Here is a 15,872-nt window from a genome sequence, read left to right on the forward strand (position 1 = left end):
CAAAGACAAGGACGAAAAAGAGGGTGCCCACGGGCGTGCAATGTACCCGCTCGACCGGGTGGCTAGTGGCGCGGTCCTCTCAGAACGCCTCCATACGGACCACGAATGGCCGTCACCACCCCGGCGCGAAGCGCCCCGCCCACACCCGAATCCACCGCCGACCGGACGCGCACGTCGCCCCCGGCGCTCACCGCCGACGTCCCGACGCGAAGCTCTGGATCGGCGGCGAGACCTGGCGGAACTCGCCCATCGTCGACGCCGCCTCGCGCCCGCCCTGCGCGCCCTCCCCGCGCCCGGCCGCCGCGGCCTGCACCCGGCGCTCAGCCAGCTCGACCACGTCCGCCTTCACATCGTCCGGGGTCACCAGCGCCCGCACCGCCTTGACGAACAGGTTGATCCCGCCGCCCGCCTGCGGCAGCTTCTCCAGCCGCCCCTGGCACAGCAGCAGCGGCTCGGACCGCACCGTCAGCCGGTTCGCCTCATACAGGTCCGGCGGCACGATCAGGTTGATCGTGCCGAACTCGTCCTCCAGCAGCAGGAACACGATCCCCTTCGCCGTGCCCGGCCGCTGCCGCGCCACCACCAACCCGCCCAACCGCACCGGCGTGTCGTGCGGAATCCGCTGCAGGTCCGCGATCGACACCGTGTTCGGCGGCAGCGACCGTCGCAGCAGCTGCATCGGATGCGGCCCGAGCGTGAGCCCGGTCGTCGCGTAGTCCCCGATCATCGACTCCCACGGCGTGAGCGGCCGCAGGTCCGGCGCGTCCGGCACCTCCAGCGGCAACGACAGCTGCGTCCCTTCCACGAGCCGCTCTCCTGGCGCCGCCACCCCGAGTTGCCACAACGCGGTTCGCCGCGCATGCTCGGACGACCCACCCACCAACGCGTCGCACGCCCCCGCCCACGCCAGCTTGTCCAGCGACGGCCGCCCCGCCCCCGCCCGCGAAGCCAGATCCGCCAGCGACGTGAACGGCCCACCCGCCTCCCGCGCGGCCACGAGCGCCTTGACCTCGTCCTCACGCACGCCGGACACGTACCCGAGCCCAAGCCGCACGATCCCGAGCGGGCGAGCGCCGCCCACCACGCCGCCCACCCCATTCACGCCGCCCGCACCCGGCCCGCCCGCAGCGCCTCCCACGCCCGCAGCGCCTCCCGCGCCGGGCCCACCAGCGACGCTTCCCGCTCCCGCGCCCGGCCACCTCGACGCGCCGCGCGCGTCTACCGAGCCGCCCGCCCCACGCTCGGCCGCCGCGCGACTCCGCATCGGCGTGGCACCCGTGGCCTCGCCGATCTGCCGGAGCGCACCCACGGGCCCATCGGCGCCTCCCGACGCCGCCGACAGCGCCGCGCCGCTCCCGCCCGACTTGGCGACGGCCTGCAGGGCGCCGCGCTCGTCGCGCGCGATCCGCACGTCGTTCAGCGTCGCCACGGCGCGTTCCACCTCGGTCTCGCTCGCCGGCCCCGGGTACGGGCCCATCTCGGGCACCCACTCGACCGTGCACAGAGCCTGGCTCTCGTTCACGTCCGGCGGGCGCAGCTCGACCCCTCGGCGCTGCGCTTCGTGCGCGAGCGTGTCCGGCGCGTAGAAGCCCATCGGCTGCTCGTTCAGGAGCGCGCAGAGGAACTCCGGCGTGTGGTGCACACGCAGCCACGTCGACTGGTAGGCGAGCAGCCCGAACGCCGCGCCGTGCGCCTTCGGGAAGCCGAAGCCCGAGAAGCCGACGATCATCCCGTAGACGCGCTCGGCGACCTCCTCGCTCACGCCGTGGGTGGCCCGCGCGCCATCGAGGAAGCGCTGGTGGTAGGCCTCGATGGCCTCCGCCGAGCGCTTGCGGCTCATCGCGCGACGCAACCCCTCCGCCTCACCGGGCGAGAAGCCGGCGAACGCCATCGCCACCTCGATCACCTGGTCCTGGAAGATGATCGTCCCGAGCGTGTCCTTGAGCACCTCGCGCAACGACTCGTGCTCGTACGGCACCTCGTAGTCCGGATTCTCGCGCTGCGTCTGACGGCGCGAGATGTACGGGTTGACCGCGCCGCCCAGGATCGGCCCCGGCCGGACGATCGCCACCTGGATCGTCAGGTCCTCGAGCGACTGCGGCCGCGTCCGCAGCAACGACGCCATCTGCGCCCGGGACTCGATCTGGAACACGCCCATCGTGTCCGCGACCTGGATCGCGTCGTACGTCGGCTTGTCGTCGTACGGGATGCGCGACAGGTCCACCCGCTCCCCGCGCACCCGCCCGATCTCCTCCACGCAGCGCTCGACCGCCGACAGCATCCCGAGCCCCAGGAGGTCGATCTTCAAGAACCCCGCGTCGGCGCACGAGTCCTTGTCCCACTGGCAGAGCTGACGCCCCTCCATCGCCGCGGGCAGCACCGGGCAGCAATCGATCAGCGGACGCGTCGCGACGATCATCCCGCCCGAGTGCTGCGACAGATGCCGCGGCAGCCCATAGGCCTCGTCGCACAGCCGTGCGAGCCACCGCCAACGTCCTGGCAGATGCGCGTACGAGCGCTCCGACGTGTCCGTCTCGTGCGCTTCAGCCTGGTCCGGCCGCTTGCCGTTGACCATCGCGAGCCACTCCGACGTGCTCATCGCGAACGCGTTGGCGCGCGCGTCGGGGTCCACGAACGGGCCGGGCTCGCCCGTGGGCTCCATCCCCATCGCGACCTCGACGTCCCGCCCCACGTTCTTGACCGCCCACGGCTCCGCCCCGCGCGCCACCCGCTCGAGCTCCCCTGCCGGCAGCCCGAGCACCTTGCCCAGCTCGCGGATGGCACCGCGCGACCGGAACGTCGGGAACGCCGCCACCAGCGCCGAGCGCTCCTTGCCGTAGCGATCGTGCACCCGGGGGATGAGCTTCTCGCGTACGTCTCGCGGGAAGTCCAGGTCGATGTCCGGCAACGAGTTGAGGTCCTCGTTCAGGAACCGCCCGAGGAACAGGTCGTTCGCGACCGGATCGATGTGCGAGAGGCCCGTGAGGTAGCAGACGATCGACGACACCGAGGACCCACGCCCCCGCCCGGGTGGCAGCAGCGCCCGGGCCGAGCTCGGCCCGCGCACCTCGACCGCGACGTCCCGCGCCAGCTCCAGCAGGTCCCGGTGCAGGAGGAAGAACCCGGCGAGGCCGAGCGAGTCGATCACCCGCAGCTCCTCCGTGAGCCGCGCGTTCGCCGCGCCGTGGTTCGCCGACCCCGGCGGGTACCGCACCTCGATCATCGCCCAGCACAGCTCCGCGAGCTTGCGGGTGGCCTGCGGATCCTCCGCTCCCGGATAGCGGTAGCCCAGGTCCTGCGTGAGGTCGAACCGCAGCCGCGCCGCCAGCTCACCGCTCTCCTCCACCGCCTCCGCGTGTCCCTCGAAGCGCGCGGCCATGGCTTTCGGCGACGCGAGCACGTGCGCGGTGTTGCCCCGCCGCACCGGCTCCGACGAGTCCAACGTCAGGTGATGGCGCAGCGCGACGAACGCGTCCTGCAACGGCGCGCGTGACCGCGCATGGACGTGGACGTTCCCCGTGGCCACGGTCTTGAGCCCGAGCCGCTTGGCGAGCTGCGCCAGCTCCCGGTTGCGCGACCGGTCGTGACGCTGGAACGGCCGCTGCAGCTCCACCCGCAGGTTGTCCGCGCCGAACGCCGCCTTCAGCCGCTCCAGCGTCGCCGCGTCGTGCACCCCATGGTCCGCGCACCCGCTCAGGCAGACCAGGCCCTCCGGATGGGCCTCGAGCGTCTCCATCGGCACCGCGGGCGGCGGCTCGTGCGGATCACGGTCATGCACGTGCGCACGCGTGACGATCCGGCACAGGTTGCGCCAGCCGACGGCGTTCTCGACCAGAAGCGTCACGTGCCGGCGCTCCCCGTCGTGCTCGGGCCGCGGATCGGACACGTCGAGCTCGACCCCCTGGATCGCCCGCAGGCCGAGCGGCTTGGCCGCCTGGGCGAACTCCATCGAGCCGGACACCCCGTTGTGGTCCGTGACCGCCATCGCCTCGTGCCCCAGCTCGGCTGCCGCCGTCGCCAGCTCGGCGGGCGACGAGGCGCCGTCCAAGAAAGAGAAGGCGGTGTGGGCATGAAGCTCGACGTACGGCACGAACACATGTTCTCATTCCGTCCGGACGGATGCGTACATTCGTTCGCATCCCATGCCCTCCGCCCGCCTCGATCTACACCGCCGGCTGAGCCGCTGGTGGCGGCGCCTCGTCGCGCAGCTCGCGAATCGCGGGCGAGGCGATCAGGAACGCCGTCGTGACGAGCACGCACGCGAACGCGACCCACAGCGAGGCCGAGATGCCGATCAGCGCCGCGATCGGTCCCCAGATCACGAGCCCGAGCGGCTGGAAGGCGATCGATCCGAACCAGTCGTAGGCGCTCACACGCGACAGCGCCGCGCGCGGCACGTGACGCATGAGCGTCGCTTCCCAGACCGAGTTGCCGAGCATCATCGCGATGCCGGCGAACAGGCTCCCGATGGCGAGCAGGCCCACGGGCGCACCGACGGCGAGGAACGCGAACGGAAGCGCGAACAGCGCGTAGATGAGCGAGGCGAGGACGAGCGGCCGGCGGCTGCGCACACGCACGGCGAGGAGCCCGCCGACCAACGCGCCGATGCCCATGGCGCCCAGGACGGTGCCCCACGCGGCCGCGCCGCCCAGGTCACGCTCGGCGATCACCGGGCCGAGGGTCGTCCACGCGCCCCACACCAGGTTCGACGCCGAGGCCGCAAGCACGAACGTCCACACCCACGTGAGCGAGCGGAACATGCCCCAGCCTTCGCGCAGGTCGGCGAGGAACGTGCTCGGCGCAGCGCGGGCCTCGCGCTCGGGAACCCGCAGCCGGAGCAGCAGCAGCGCGCTGGCGGCGAACGTAAGCGCGTCGAGCGTCAGCGCCCAGCCGGGTCCGAAGGCCGCGATCAGCACGCCGGCGACCGCCGGACCCGCGATCTCCCCGCCGCTGAGCGCAGTGGCCCGGACGCCGTTGGCCTCCTGCAGGCGCTCAGGTGGGACGATGCTCGGCAGCAACCCCGTGGACGCCGGGTTGAAGAAGCCGGTGGCGGCGCCGGTGAACCCCGAGAGCAGCGCGAGCATCCACACCTCCGCGGCCCCGGTGACCAGCAGCACGCCGATCGCGCCCTGCGTCAGCAGCCGGGTGAGATCGGCGGCGACCATCACCGCGCGCCGCGAGACCCGGTCCGCCACCACGCCGCCGATCAACAGCGTGCCGATCATCGGCAACGTCCTGACGGCGAGCACGATGCCGATCTCGGAGGCCGAGCCGCCGAGCTCGATCACGGCGAAGGCCAGCGCGATGGCGACCATGCGGTCGCCGAGCACCGACACCGCCTGCGCGCCGAGCAGCAGGCGGAAGTCCCGCAGCCGAAGCACCCCCACAGCACGCAGCGTACGCGTGAGGTAGAACCGAGGCGTGGATCAGCTCCTCACGCCGCGCCTCCTGCTGCGCCCGTTCACCCCGCAAGACGTGGCCCTCGTGCACCCGATCTACTCGGACCCCGAGGTCATGCGCTACGTGGCCACAGGCCCGATGGCCGACCTCGCGTACACCCGCCGCCTGCTGGACGACTACACCGACCACCAGGTCCTGCACGGATACTCGTTCTGGGCCGTGGTCGAACGGTCGTCAGGAGCGCTGATCGGCGACGCGGGGCTGTACCGGACGCCGGGCGGCGAAGTCGAGCTGGGATACACACTCGGAGCCGCGTGGTGGGGGCGCGGCTACGCGACCGAGGCCGCCGGCACGTGGCTGCAGGTGGCGTTCGAGCGGCTCGGGGTGGACGAGGTGGTCGCGTTGGCCGAGCCGGCGAACGTCGCGTCGCTGCACGTGCTGACGAAGCTCGGCATGCAGCGCACGGGCGAGCGACTCGCGTTCGGCCGCCCCCACGCCGTGTTCCGCGGTCAGCGGCCGGCGAGCATCGCCTCGATGCCGTCGAGCACGCGCTGAAGGCCGAACTCGAACTGGTCGATCGGCTCGTCGTAGCCGCCCTGCTCCCACATCAGCGTGATGTGCGGGAAGCGCTCGACGTCGAAGTACTGCTCCCAGAACTCCTGGCGCTCGTCCCACCAGGTTTCGTCCGAGACACCGCTCTCCCGCTCCGTCTGCGCGGCTTCGACGTCGCGGCGCGTCGCACCCTGGACGTAGTTACCGACGAGCTCGGTGACCGCGAGCGTCTCCGCCGGGGTGAGCCCGATGTCCTTGACCGTGCCCAGGTAGGCGTTGAACACCGCGAGGATGTTCGGGCCGAGCGGGGGTCGCTGGCCCATGCGCACCTGCAGCATCCAGGGGTGGCGCTGGATGAGCGCTCGGCTCTCGCGGGCGTGCCAGGCGAGGCGCGGGCGCCACGACTCGCTCTCCGGCGGCGCGGGGATGCCGGGAGGCTCGGCGTGGATCGAGTCCAGCATCAGGTCGAGCAACTCGGCCTTCGACGGCACGTAGCGGTACAGCGACATCGCGCCGACGCCGAGCCGCTCGGCGACCCGCCGCATGCTCACGTTCTCGATGCCCTCGGCGTCCGCGAGCGCCACGGCCACCTCCACGATCTGCTCGATCGTGAGCGTGGGCTTCGGGCCGCGCGGCGCGCGTTCCTTCGTGCCCCAGAGGAGCTTCAGGCTGATGCGGAAGTCGCTTCCGCCGGTCGATTCAGGCATGCGGACTTGACAAAGTGCGTACGCTGTACTCGCTTATGCGTACAGCGTACTCGGAAGGGGTCGGTTTGGGTGGGTGAGCTGGCGATCGTCGCAGAAGGGCTGCGCAAGCGGTACCGGGACACGGTGGCCCTGGACGGGCTCGACCTGGCGGTGCCGGAGGGCACCGTGTGCGGGCTGCTCGGCCCGAACGGCGCGGGCAAGACGACCGCGGTGCGCGTGCTGGCGACGTTGCTGCGGATGGACTCCGGCCACGCGCGGGTCGCGGGGTGCGACGTCGCCTCGGAGCCGCGCGCGGTGCGGGCTCGGATCGGCCTCACCAGCCAGCATGATGCGGTCGACGAGGTGCTGACCGGCCGCCAGAACCTGGAGATGTTCGGGCGGCTGCATCATCTCTCCCCTCGTGCGGCGCGCCGGCGAGCGGACGAGCTGCTTGAGCGCTTCGGGCTGAGCGAGGCGGCGTTGCGGCCAGCGAAGAAGTACTCGGGCGGCATGCGCCGGCGGCTCGACCTGGCCGCGAGCTTCATCCGCGCCCCGCGCGTGCTGTTCCTGGACGAGCCGACCACGGGACAGGACCCGCGCAACCGCAACGAGGTGTGGGACGTCGTGCGCACGCTGGTGGCCGAGGGCACGACCGTGCTGCTCACGACGCACTACCTCGACGAGGCGGACCAGCTCGCGGACTCGATCTCGGTGATCGACCGCGGCCGCGTGATCGCGGCCGGCACGCCGGCGGAGCTCAAGGCGCGGGTCGGCGGCTCGCAGATCGACGTGGTCGTGGCGGCGGAGGCGGACGTGTCGATCGCGGCGACCGCCGTCGAGCTGGCGTGCGGCTCCGCCCCGACGGTGGACGCCACGACCCGGCGCATCACTGCCCCCGCACCGGAGCCGGTGACCACGCTCGGCGCGGTGCTGCGCGGGCTGGAGGACGTGGGCGTCGCCGCCGAGGATGTGGCCCTGCGCCGCCCGACCCTCGACGAGGTGTTCCTCCAGCTGACGGGCCAGCCGGCGGCCGAGCAGGTGGCGGCGTGATCGCGCAGCTGCGCTGGGGCGCGTACGACATCTGGACGATCACCCGCCGGGATCTCCTCACCTGGGTCATCAGCCCGGTCCGCGTGATCGGCGAGGTCGCGTTCCCGATCATGTTCGTGCTGCTGTTCGGCTACGTGTTCGGCAGCGGCATGGTCGTCCCGGGCGGCGGCGACTACCGGGACTTCCTGATGCCGGGCATCTTCGTCATGACCATGGCGTTCGGCATCGGCAACACGATGACCGTCGTCGCGACCGACATCGAGCGCGGCGTGATGGATCGCTTCCGCTCCCTGCCCATGGCCCCGTCCGCCGTCGTGACCGGGCGCTGCACGGCCGACATGATCAACTCGTTCGCTGCCCTGCTGATCACGATCGGCTGCGGCCTCTTCGTCGGTTGGAGCTGGCACGACGGACTCGGCAACGCGCTGCTCGCGGTCGCGCTCCTGCTGCTGTTGCGCTTCGCCTGCCTGTGGGTCGGCATCTACCTCGGCCTGATCGTCGGCAGCCCGGAGGCCGCAGGGGCGGTCTGGGGCCTGCTGTTCCCGATCACGATGGTCACGAGCGCGTTCGTCGCCCCGGAGCTGATGCCGAGCTGGCTCGGCTTCATCGCCGAGTGGAACCCGCTGTCTTCGACGGTCGGCGCGGCCCGCGAGCTCTTCGGCAACGTCGGGGCCAGCACCGCCGACTCCTGGATCGGCTCGCACGCCGTCCTCATGGCCGTGGTCTGGCCGCTCGTGCTCTCCGCGATCTTCCTACCGCTGTCCGTCCGCCGTTACCAGCGCCTGTCGCGCTGATGCACGTCAGCGTTGCGCGTACCATCGCCCCTCCTCGAGGTCGCGGAACACCACGAGGTCCCGACCGTCGCCGGTGACGACCTCCCAGTAGCGCCGACGTAAGGGCTCGTCGGTCCACCAGCGGTCCTCGACGAGCCAGGACTCGCGCACGGCGTCCACCTCGCGAGGACCGATCCGCAGCGGCCGGCCGACCTTGTCGGCCTGGACGCGCACGGGCTTCGGCTTCGCGAGACGCCGAGGCCCGCGGCTCGTCAGCGGCTCGATGCCGACGCTGGCCGCGCCGGTGTGCTGCGCAGCACGACGCGCCTGCTCGGCCGCCCCACGCTGCAGACCAGCCGGACGACGTGCCTGGCCTCCCCCACCGGGGTCGGCCGCGTGCCCATCCTCCCCGTCGAGCGGGATGGCCGCGGGCAGCCGACGCGGGCCACCTTGCGCAGGTGGCGGGCCCGGCTGTGGACGACTCGGAGGGTGACCGCGCTCGGCGCTCATCGGCTTCCCTCGAGACGAAGCCAACCGGACCCGTCGGCCGGCAACGTGCGTGCGCCCCATCGGATCATGGCTCCCACGGCGCGAGCGCCAGACGGCGCTCTGGCACGCGCGAGTCAGGGTCCACCTCCAAGATGCGCAGCGCGGCGTCCGGACCGGCGGCCGCGCGCGTCTGGCGAACCGCCTCCCGGAGGCGGGCGCGGCGGATCGCGGCCGGCTCGGCCAGCAGCGAGCGCTGGTCGCCCGCCGGCGGACCGAAGGCCTCCACGCGCAGGCGGAGCGAGTCCGCGGGTGCGGGCAGCTCGGTGAGACGGCCACCGAGGGCCAGGCGCATCCGGCGCGGGTCCGACAGCGCCTCCCGGAACGTCAGCTGCGAGCGCCAGGTGCCTCCGCCGACGAGCGCGGCCGACAGGACGACCGCACGCACGGAGCGTCCGCGCCGCTCGGGACGCGCGAGCACCCGGTCGATCAGCATGCCGAGCGCACGCTCGAGCTGTGGGCCGAGCGCGGATTCCGGCAGCTCCAGGATCTCCTGCAGGCGCTCGGTGGGGACGCGCGGGCGGAGCGGCGTGTCTCGGCCCAGTGCGAGGTCGCGCGCCAGCAGACCAGGCTCCCCGAAGCGATCCGCGAGCGCGGCACGTGACAGCTTGGCCAGCTCGCCGAGGGTCGCGATGCCGAAGCGCTCGAACGCCTCCGGCAGGGCGGCGACCTCGGGGCGCGCGGTGAGCAGCGAGACGGGCAGGGGCGCGAGATAGGCGGCGAGACCAGCCGGCTTCTCGGGCGCGACCTCGGGCCGCCGGGCACGCGCGCGATGGGCCGCGGCCAGCGCGGCGAAGCGCGACGGCGCAGCGCCCACGCGCCCACCGGCGCCGACGCGGCTCACACCGCCGGCCAAGGCACGACGTGCGGCCGTGATCACGCTCTCGACGCTGCCGCCGTGCAGGCGACGCAGGCCGTGCTCGTCGAACCAGGCCATGCCCGGACGGTCGGTCTCCACCGCCGCGCCGATGCTCTCGAGGGCGGCCACGACACCCTCCCAAGCGTCCGCGACGCCGGCCGGATCAGGCGTGATGAGGCGCAGGGTGGGACAGCGCGCGAGCGCCTCGCCGAGGCGCAGACCGGCGCGCAGGCCGTGCGCTTCAGCAGCGGCTGAGGTCTCGCCGATCAGCTGCTCACGCCCGACCTCAGGGGCCAGGGCGAGCGGTGCGGCGGCGAGCGCTTCACGGCCCCCGGCGGCAACCGCGAGCTCGAAGCGGAGAAGGAGGACACAGACGACCATCGACAGAACATATGTTCGCATGTGGATCGGCGGGAAACGCCACCCGGTCAGCCTCCCGACGCCTTCGCGGTCACCACGGGGCGAAACGCCTGCAAATAGGTGAGGCCCCGGTTTCCCGAGGCCTCACCCGTAGCGGATCTGTAAGCCGGATTCTGTCTGGAGCAGCCATCCATCTGTGCGACCGACCTGGACCTCGGCGGGCAGCCTGCGAACGGTCCTGCTTGGTCTTGCATCAGGTGGGGTTTACCTGGCCGCCGCGTCACCACGGCGCCGGTGCGCTCTTACCGCACCTTTTCAACCTTGCCGGGACGCCCTTGCGAGCGACCTTAGGCGGTGTGTTTTCTGTGGCACTGTCCCGCGAGTTTCCCCGGGTCGGCGTTACCGACCACCTTGCCCTGCGATGTCCGGACTTTCCTCGAGGGCGAAGCCCCCGCAGCTGCTCGATCCGCCAGGTCAAAGTAGCTGGTTGTGAAGCTACGGTGATCTTGGCCGCCGGATCCGTCCGCAGCGCCGAAGACACTGGATGTGACCATGTACGACGTCGTCTATATCGATGCGCAGGGTGACGAGACCCCCGTTGCGCAGCAGCTCGATGATCGAAAGCACGCCGCTGAAGTGGCGTGCAAGGCAGCCGCCGAGCGCGGCGCCGGGCGCATGATGCTGCCGGGTTCGAGCCGTTTGCCCAACTGCGTCTGCGTCATCCCCGTGCCGCCGGCGAACGCCGCCTGACCCCGGGAAGGTCGCCACGGCGGCCGGCAAGCCGCTAGGTTGCTCCGCCATGCGAGTCGGTGTGATCGGTGGTGGCCAGATGGGCGCGGGGATCGCGGAGGTCTGCGCGCGATCCGGCGTCGACGTGACCGTGGTGGAGGCAAGCGACGAGCGCGCCGAGCGCTCACGCGCCTCGATCGAGAAGTCGCTGGACCGGGGCGTGCGCTCCGGCAAGCTGAGCGAGGACGAGAAGTCCGCCGCCCTCGACCACCTCGCGGTGACCGCGACGTTCGAGGACCTCGAGGGCGCGGACGCGGCGATCGAGGCGATCGTCGAGGACGAGCAGCTCAAGCGCGACGTCTTCCGGCGCCTCGACGAGCTCCTGCCCGACGCGAAGTTCCTCGCCTCCAACACGTCCTCGGTGCCGATCATGAAGCTCGGCGCCGAGACTAAGCACCCGGGCCGCGTGCTCGGGATGCACTTCTTCAACCCGGTGCCGGTGCTTCCGCTCGTCGAGCTGGTCACGTCGATCATGACCGAGCCCGAGACCGTCAGCGAAGTCCGCACGTTCGCGGAGAACGTGCTCGGCAAGCAGTGCATCGACTCCCAGGACCGCGCGGGCTTCGTCGTCAACGCGCTGCTGATCCCGTACCTGCTCAGCGCGATCCGCATGTACGAGTCGGGCTTTGCCTCCAAGGAGGACATCGACCAGGGCATGGTGCTGGGCTGCGCGCACCCGATGGGGCCGCTGCGGCTCTCCGATCTGATCGGCTTGGATACGTTGCTGGCGGTCGCCGAGTCCCTGCACGACGAGTTCCGCGACCCCGCTTCGGTGTCCCCGGCACTTCTCAACCGCATGGTCGAGGCCGGCCTGCTCGGTCGCAAGACCGGGCGGGGCTTCTACGACTACTCGAAGTAGGGCACGCGCCGCGGCGCGCCGCGGCTTCAGGTCAGGATCGACGAGTGGCGGGCGACGACCTGCCACCCGTTGGTCCCACGCGCCCACACGTCCGTGAGCCGGAACAGGTTCGTGAGGTTGTTCTCGTCCCAGCTCGCGAGCTGTGAGAACCGCGAGTGGATCACCGCCGTGTCGCCGAACACATCCACGTCCATCTCCTCGAAGGCGAACGACGTGATCGTGTAGCCCTCGCGGGCAGCGCCCATCCACTGCTCGCGCGTCATCGGATCGGGGTTGAGGTGGACCGCCGTGAAGGTGAAGCCATCCGCGACGAGCTCCTCGAGGCGATCCATGTCCCGCGACTGCATCGCGGACATCCACTCCTCTTCCAGCCGAGCCAGCTCTTCACGATCGGACGCACTCATCGCGCGGAGGCTATTCGATCGTCGTCCCGCAGGAGGAGCACGCGCCGTGCGCCCCGGACGCCGCCGGCAGCACCTCGCCGTGGCACACCGGGCACGCCGCGGGCAGACCCATCGCCAGGCCCTCCCAGGCGCGCGACATCACGTCGTCGAGCGTCGGCCCGGCCAGCGACGCGCCCGCGACCTCCGCAACGCCCGGCGCAAGCTCCGACTCGTCGACCTCCGGGGCGAGCTCGGTCAGCCACGCGTCCTCGGGCGAGAGGGGCGCCACGGCCGGCTCCAGGTACACGCTCGGCACCTCGGCGACGACCGGCGTCTCCGCCTCGACGACCGCCTCGGCGTCCGTCGCGCTCTCGTCCGCCTCCCGCCGGCGCGGGAACTCGACGACCTGCCCACCCTCCTGCACCGCCGCCTCGTCCTGCTGCGGCCGCGCCGAGGGCGGCGCGAGCACGTCGAACAGGGACGGCTGGCGCGCGTCATCCGCGTAGTCGCGGTGATCGGCCATCAGCGCACTCATTATGCGACCCTCCGCATCACGCCGACCACCCGGCCGAGGACTTGCACCTCACGCGAGCGGATCGGCTCCAGGGCATCGTTCTCCGGTTGCAGACGCACGTGGTCCGCCTCCTTGAAGTAGCGCTTCACGGTGGCCTCCTCGCCCACGAGCGCGACGACGATCTGCCCATCGTCGGCCGTGTCCTGCTGGCGGACGACGACCACGTCGTCCGGGAGGATCCCCGCCTTGATCATCGAGTCCCCGCGCACCCGCAGCAGGTACTCGCCATCTTCACCGCCCGCGATCTCCGGGATCGCGACGTACTCCTCGATGTTCTCCTCGGCCAGCAACGGCTGACCGGCGGCCACGTGCCCGACGAGCGGCAGCCCGTTCGGCAGCACCGCGGACTTCACCGCGTCGATCGCCGTCGTCGTCGCCGAGGCTGCCTTGTCCAGCAACTCGATCGCGCGTGGCTTGGATGGATCGCGCCGCAGCAGCCCGACCTTCTCCAGGTTCGCCAGGTGCGCATGCACCGTCGACGACGACGCCAGCCCGACCGCCTTCCCGATGTCTCGCACCGTCGGCGGATAGCCGTGACTGGCTGAATAGCGCTTGATGAAGTCGAAGATCTCCTGCTGGCGCTTCGTCAGATCCTTGCCGATGTCCATGCGGTGTTCGCGTCTCCTGAACTTGCCCGAACGTGTGTTCGCACAAGGTACCTCCCCTCGCGGACGGACTCAAGCCTGCAACGTCGCTGGCTATACTTCGCGGCCGTTCCGGCGCCGATGGCGGAATTGGTAGACGCGCCAGGTTGAGGGCCTGGTCCGGGCTAACCGGGTGGAGGTTCGAGTCCTCTTCGGCGCATACGAGAAAGGGCCCGCATAGGCGGGCCTTTTCTTTTTCCGAAGATGCTCTTTGACCCCGACTGCGGGATCGCGCTGAAAACGCGGTTGAAAACAAAGGGCTGTTTTGCCGAAGCTCACCAAGGACCAGATCGCGGCCAAGATCGCCGCGCTGCAGGCCAAGCTCGAAGACGACGACGGCGGCGTCTACGAGGACCCAGACACCAAGCGCTGGTTCATCGTCATGCGCCCACCCGGCGCCGAGAAGACCACCACCCGCCGACGCGCCCCCGACGGCAGCCGACTCCGCACACGGGACGAAGCACTGATCGCCCGCGGCCAATGGGAAGCGCAGATGCAGTCGGGAACGGTCGCTGTCGGCCGCGAGCGCTTCGAGACCTTCTGGCCGCACTACCTGCGCCACGCCAAGGCGGAGATGACGCGCGGCTCGTGGGACGACCTCCGCGCCCACGGCGACAAACGACTGCTCCCGTTCTTCAGCGGGATGCAGCTCAGCCGCATCGGCGTCGACACCGTCCGCGAATGGCGGGCGACGATGCACGAGTGCGTCGAAGCCGGCGAGTGGGCGCCCAAGACGATCAACAACGCGCGGATCGCCCTACTCAGCTGCTTCCGGATGGCCGTCGCCGATCGGCTGATGGCGCACAACCCGGTGCTGGACGTCAAGCCGCTGCCGATCGACTTCATCGAGCGCCCGTATCTCCAGATCGGCCAGATCAACGGATACATCGACGCCTGCGCGCCGCGCTACCGCCCGCTCGCCGCCTTCCTCGTTGGGACGGGCGCCCGCGTCTCGGAAGCGATCGGGCTGGGATTGGGCGATGTGGACCTGCAGGCCGGAGCGGTCAGGATCCACAAGCAGCGCGCGCGGGACGCGACGCTCACCACGCGTCCGACCAAGGGACGCAATTTCCGCACCGTGGCGATCGGGCCCGGCCTGGTCGCCGTGCTGCGCGACATGCTCGCGCTGCGGACCGAACGCGGTGTCGACGACGCCGGTTGGCTGTTCCTCTGTCCGCCGACCGCACGAGGACGCTACTCGCGGCGCGACGAGCCCCGGCCGCCGCACCGCAAGACCGTCCACGACTGGCACGAGCAGGCGCTCGAGGACGCCGGCCTCACCGACATGCCGCTGCACGCGCTCCGTCACACCGCCGCGGCCGCGTGGCTCGGTACGGGACGTTCACTTGAGTTCGTGCGCGCGCAGCTCGGCCACAGCTCCGTGAAGGTCACCAGCGACTACTACGGCCACCTCGAAGAGCACTTCCGGGCGGCCGGCGTCGCGGACACCGAAGCCCGGATCCAGGCGGCGCGGGAAGCCCGACTCGTGGCGATGCCCTAGGAGACGCGGCGCAGTGTGGCGGCACTGGTATCTCCGGGCCGCCACGCCGCACGAGCGCGATCGATCCACGCGTCGATCGCGTCGGGCTCGAAGCGCAATGGCCCATCCGGGCCACCGAGCCGCAGAGACGGGATGCGCCCATCCGCGGCAGCGCGATAGAGCCAGGCGCGAGACACCTTCAGTTGATCGCAGACGTCTGCCGGTTTCAGCAGATCCGCCATCACGCCACCTGCGCATTCCGAAGCTTGCAGCGCGCCCGCTGCAGCGCGTTGTTGACCGCCCGGACGCCGACATGAAGCGTCTCGGCAATTTCATGATGCGTGTGATCCGTGGTGGCCAGTGCCAGCGCGCGACGCTCGAGCGGAGAGAGCGCCCGGCCACGGCGAGCCACGAGGCGCAGCTGCTCGCGAGAGATCACTTTTGTCACCGGATCATCGTCGGGCGGGCCGACGAGCTGCATCGCCACCGGCGTTCGACGCGTCTGCTTGCGGGCGACCGCACTCGCCCATGGGGATTGGGAGCGCTGCGGGTGCTCGTCCAACGCGTCAATCGACGCTGCAAGAGTAAGCAAGAGGTGCTTGCGTGCCCGTGCCGCCTGAACGACGGTTCGCGCCTCACGGGTCGCGCACATCCAGGCGAAGCTGCTGAACGGCACCCCGCGGGCGGGCTCCCACCGCGGCGTTGCGTCAAGGATGGCCATCCGCGCCTCCTGCGCCAGGTCCTCTGGCTCGGCGCCGGGGACGAAGTAGCGGGAAGCGATGGTGCGCACCATCGGCTCGTACAACTTGAGCAGCCGGTGCTGGGCTGCGCGATCCCCTGCCCCGGCGGCGGCGATGAGTCGTCGTTCGAAGCCCGACGTGGGGAGCGGTTGGGTGCGGGTGTCACGTGCCATGCCT

Annotated in this window: 16 protein-coding genes, 1 tRNA gene and 1 other RNA gene; 7 read left to right on the forward strand and 11 right to left on the reverse strand. The window is 71.2% G+C overall.

The features are described from left to right. Positions 1-187: 187 nt before the first annotated feature. Together C8N24_RS33620 and C8N24_RS03025 are read right to left on the reverse strand one after the other, a co-directional pair. A complete protein-coding gene (locus C8N24_RS33620) occupies positions 188-4,096 on the reverse strand; it encodes a DNA polymerase III subunit alpha (protein WP_170178810.1) in 3,909 nt (1,302 codons plus the stop codon). Positions 4,097-4,163: 67 nt separating this feature from the next. After that, positions 4,164-5,387, reverse strand: a complete 1,224-nt coding sequence (locus tag C8N24_RS03025; protein ID WP_170178811.1) for an MFS transporter — start codon at positions 5,385-5,387, stop codon at positions 4,164-4,166. A 34-nt stretch (positions 5,388-5,421) separates the two neighbouring features. Between C8N24_RS03025 and C8N24_RS03030 the strand changes: the two genes are divergently transcribed. Beyond that, on the forward strand, positions 5,422-5,955 hold the full coding sequence (locus tag C8N24_RS03030; RefSeq protein WP_121247863.1) for a GNAT family N-acetyltransferase: 534 nt from the start codon (positions 5,422-5,424) through the stop codon (positions 5,953-5,955). Here C8N24_RS03030 and C8N24_RS03035 read toward each other — a convergent pair. Continuing rightward, a complete protein-coding gene (locus C8N24_RS03035) occupies positions 5,910-6,659 on the reverse strand; it encodes a TetR/AcrR family transcriptional regulator (protein WP_121247865.1) in 750 nt (249 codons plus the stop codon). The two genes, C8N24_RS03030 and C8N24_RS03035, sit on opposite strands and share 46 nt — an antisense overlap. 69 nt (positions 6,660-6,728) lie before the next feature. Between C8N24_RS03035 and C8N24_RS03040 the strand changes: the two genes are divergently transcribed. Together C8N24_RS03040 and C8N24_RS03045 are read left to right on the forward strand one after the other, a co-directional pair. Then, the gene (locus tag C8N24_RS03040; RefSeq protein WP_121247867.1) at positions 6,729-7,688 is read left to right on the forward strand and encodes an ATP-binding cassette domain-containing protein; all 960 of its coding nucleotides are present in this window, start codon (positions 6,729-6,731) and stop codon (positions 7,686-7,688) included. Next, a complete protein-coding gene (locus C8N24_RS03045) occupies positions 7,688-8,482 on the forward strand; it encodes an ABC transporter permease (protein WP_121252900.1) in 795 nt (264 codons plus the stop codon). The genes C8N24_RS03040 and C8N24_RS03045 overlap by 1 nt, the downstream gene beginning before the upstream one ends. A gap of 6 nt (positions 8,483-8,488) precedes the next feature. Here C8N24_RS03045 and C8N24_RS03050 read toward each other — a convergent pair whose 3' ends face one another. From C8N24_RS03050 to rnpB, 3 genes are all read right to left on the reverse strand, one after another. Further along, a complete protein-coding gene (locus C8N24_RS03050; protein ID WP_121247869.1) occupies positions 8,489-8,695 on the reverse strand; it encodes a hypothetical protein in 207 nt (68 codons plus the stop codon). A 340-nt stretch (positions 8,696-9,035) separates the two neighbouring features. Continuing rightward, on the reverse strand, positions 9,036-10,247 hold the full coding sequence (locus C8N24_RS03055) for a Y-family DNA polymerase (RefSeq protein WP_170178812.1): 1,212 nt from the start codon (positions 10,245-10,247) through the stop codon (positions 9,036-9,038). A 125-nt stretch (positions 10,248-10,372) separates the two neighbouring features. Beyond that, positions 10,373-10,699: RNase P RNA component class A (gene rnpB, locus C8N24_RS03060), an RNA gene on the reverse strand. A gap of 79 nt (positions 10,700-10,778) precedes the next feature. Here rnpB and C8N24_RS03065 point away from each other — a divergent pair. Together C8N24_RS03065 and C8N24_RS03070 are read left to right on the forward strand one after the other, a co-directional pair. Further along, complete coding sequence (locus tag C8N24_RS03065) at positions 10,779-10,976, forward strand: hypothetical protein (RefSeq protein WP_147447588.1); 198 nt, start codon at positions 10,779-10,781, stop codon at positions 10,974-10,976. A gap of 49 nt (positions 10,977-11,025) precedes the next feature. Then, positions 11,026-11,874 (forward strand): 3-hydroxybutyryl-CoA dehydrogenase, encoded by an 849-nt coding sequence (locus C8N24_RS03070; protein ID WP_121247875.1) that lies wholly within the window; start codon positions 11,026-11,028, stop codon positions 11,872-11,874. A 26-nt stretch (positions 11,875-11,900) separates the two neighbouring features. Here C8N24_RS03070 and C8N24_RS03075 read toward each other — a convergent pair whose 3' ends face one another. The 3 genes from C8N24_RS03075 to lexA are packed head-to-tail and all read right to left on the reverse strand — an operon-like array spanning position 11,901 to position 13,439. Beyond that, entirely contained in the window at positions 11,901-12,278 is a 378-nt protein-coding gene (locus tag C8N24_RS03075; protein WP_121247877.1) for a nuclear transport factor 2 family protein, read from the reverse strand. Between the two features lie 10 nt (positions 12,279-12,288). Then, positions 12,289-12,780, reverse strand: a complete 492-nt coding sequence (locus C8N24_RS03080; protein ID WP_121247879.1) for a hypothetical protein — start codon at positions 12,778-12,780, stop codon at positions 12,289-12,291. Between the two features lie 11 nt (positions 12,781-12,791). After that, positions 12,792-13,439: a transcriptional repressor LexA gene (gene lexA, locus C8N24_RS03085; protein ID WP_121247882.1), complete on the reverse strand. Its 648-nt coding sequence runs from the start codon at positions 13,437-13,439 to the stop codon at positions 12,792-12,794. A 111-nt stretch (positions 13,440-13,550) separates the two neighbouring features. Here lexA and C8N24_RS03090 point away from each other — a divergent pair. Further along, positions 13,551-13,635, forward strand: a tRNA-Leu gene (locus C8N24_RS03090). A 105-nt stretch (positions 13,636-13,740) separates the two neighbouring features. Next, positions 13,741-14,976, forward strand: a complete 1,236-nt coding sequence (locus C8N24_RS03095) for a tyrosine-type recombinase/integrase (RefSeq protein ID WP_121247884.1) — start codon at positions 13,741-13,743, stop codon at positions 14,974-14,976. On the opposite strand, the gene C8N24_RS03100 is transcribed toward C8N24_RS03095, so the two are convergent. After that, complete coding sequence (locus C8N24_RS03100; RefSeq protein ID WP_147447589.1) at positions 14,973-15,197, reverse strand: helix-turn-helix domain-containing protein; 225 nt, start codon at positions 15,195-15,197, stop codon at positions 14,973-14,975. The two genes, C8N24_RS03095 and C8N24_RS03100, sit on opposite strands and share 4 nt — an antisense overlap. After that, positions 15,197-15,868: a sigma-70 family RNA polymerase sigma factor gene (locus C8N24_RS03105; RefSeq protein WP_121247888.1), complete on the reverse strand. Its 672-nt coding sequence runs from the start codon at positions 15,866-15,868 to the stop codon at positions 15,197-15,199. The genes C8N24_RS03100 and C8N24_RS03105 overlap by 1 nt, the downstream gene beginning before the upstream one ends. Positions 15,869-15,872: the final 4 nt, after the last annotated feature.

Source organism: Solirubrobacter pauli (genome assembly GCF_003633755.1).
Classification (GTDB): domain Bacteria; phylum Actinomycetota; class Thermoleophilia; order Solirubrobacterales; family Solirubrobacteraceae; genus Solirubrobacter; species Solirubrobacter pauli.

What these genes read in the sequence shown, in the direction of transcription:
- lexA (WP_121247882.1), bottom strand. Translation starts at nt 13,439, where the DNA reads ATGGACATCGGCAAGGATCTGACGAAGCGCCAGCAGGAGATCTTCGAC.
- C8N24_RS03055 (WP_170178812.1), bottom strand. Translation starts at nt 10,247, where the DNA reads ATGGTCGTCTGTGTCCTCCTTCTCCGCTTCGAGCTCGCGGTTGCCGCC.
- C8N24_RS03070 (WP_121247875.1), top strand. Translation starts at nt 11,026, where the DNA reads ATGCGAGTCGGTGTGATCGGTGGTGGCCAGATGGGCGCGGGGATCGCG.
- C8N24_RS03105 (WP_121247888.1), bottom strand. Translation starts at nt 15,868, where the DNA reads ATGGCACGTGACACCCGCACCCAACCGCTCCCCACGTCGGGCTTCGAA.
- C8N24_RS03080 (WP_121247879.1), bottom strand. Translation starts at nt 12,780, where the DNA reads ATGGCCGATCACCGCGACTACGCGGATGACGCGCGCCAGCCGTCCCTG.
- C8N24_RS03065 (WP_147447588.1), top strand. Translation starts at nt 10,779, where the DNA reads ATGTACGACGTCGTCTATATCGATGCGCAGGGTGACGAGACCCCCGTT.
- C8N24_RS03035 (WP_121247865.1), bottom strand. Translation starts at nt 6,659, where the DNA reads ATGCCTGAATCGACCGGCGGAAGCGACTTCCGCATCAGCCTGAAGCTC.
- C8N24_RS03100 (WP_147447589.1), bottom strand. Translation starts at nt 15,197, where the DNA reads ATGGCGGATCTGCTGAAACCGGCAGACGTCTGCGATCAACTGAAGGTG.
- C8N24_RS03075 (WP_121247877.1), bottom strand. Translation starts at nt 12,278, where the DNA reads ATGAGTGCGTCCGATCGTGAAGAGCTGGCTCGGCTGGAAGAGGAGTGG.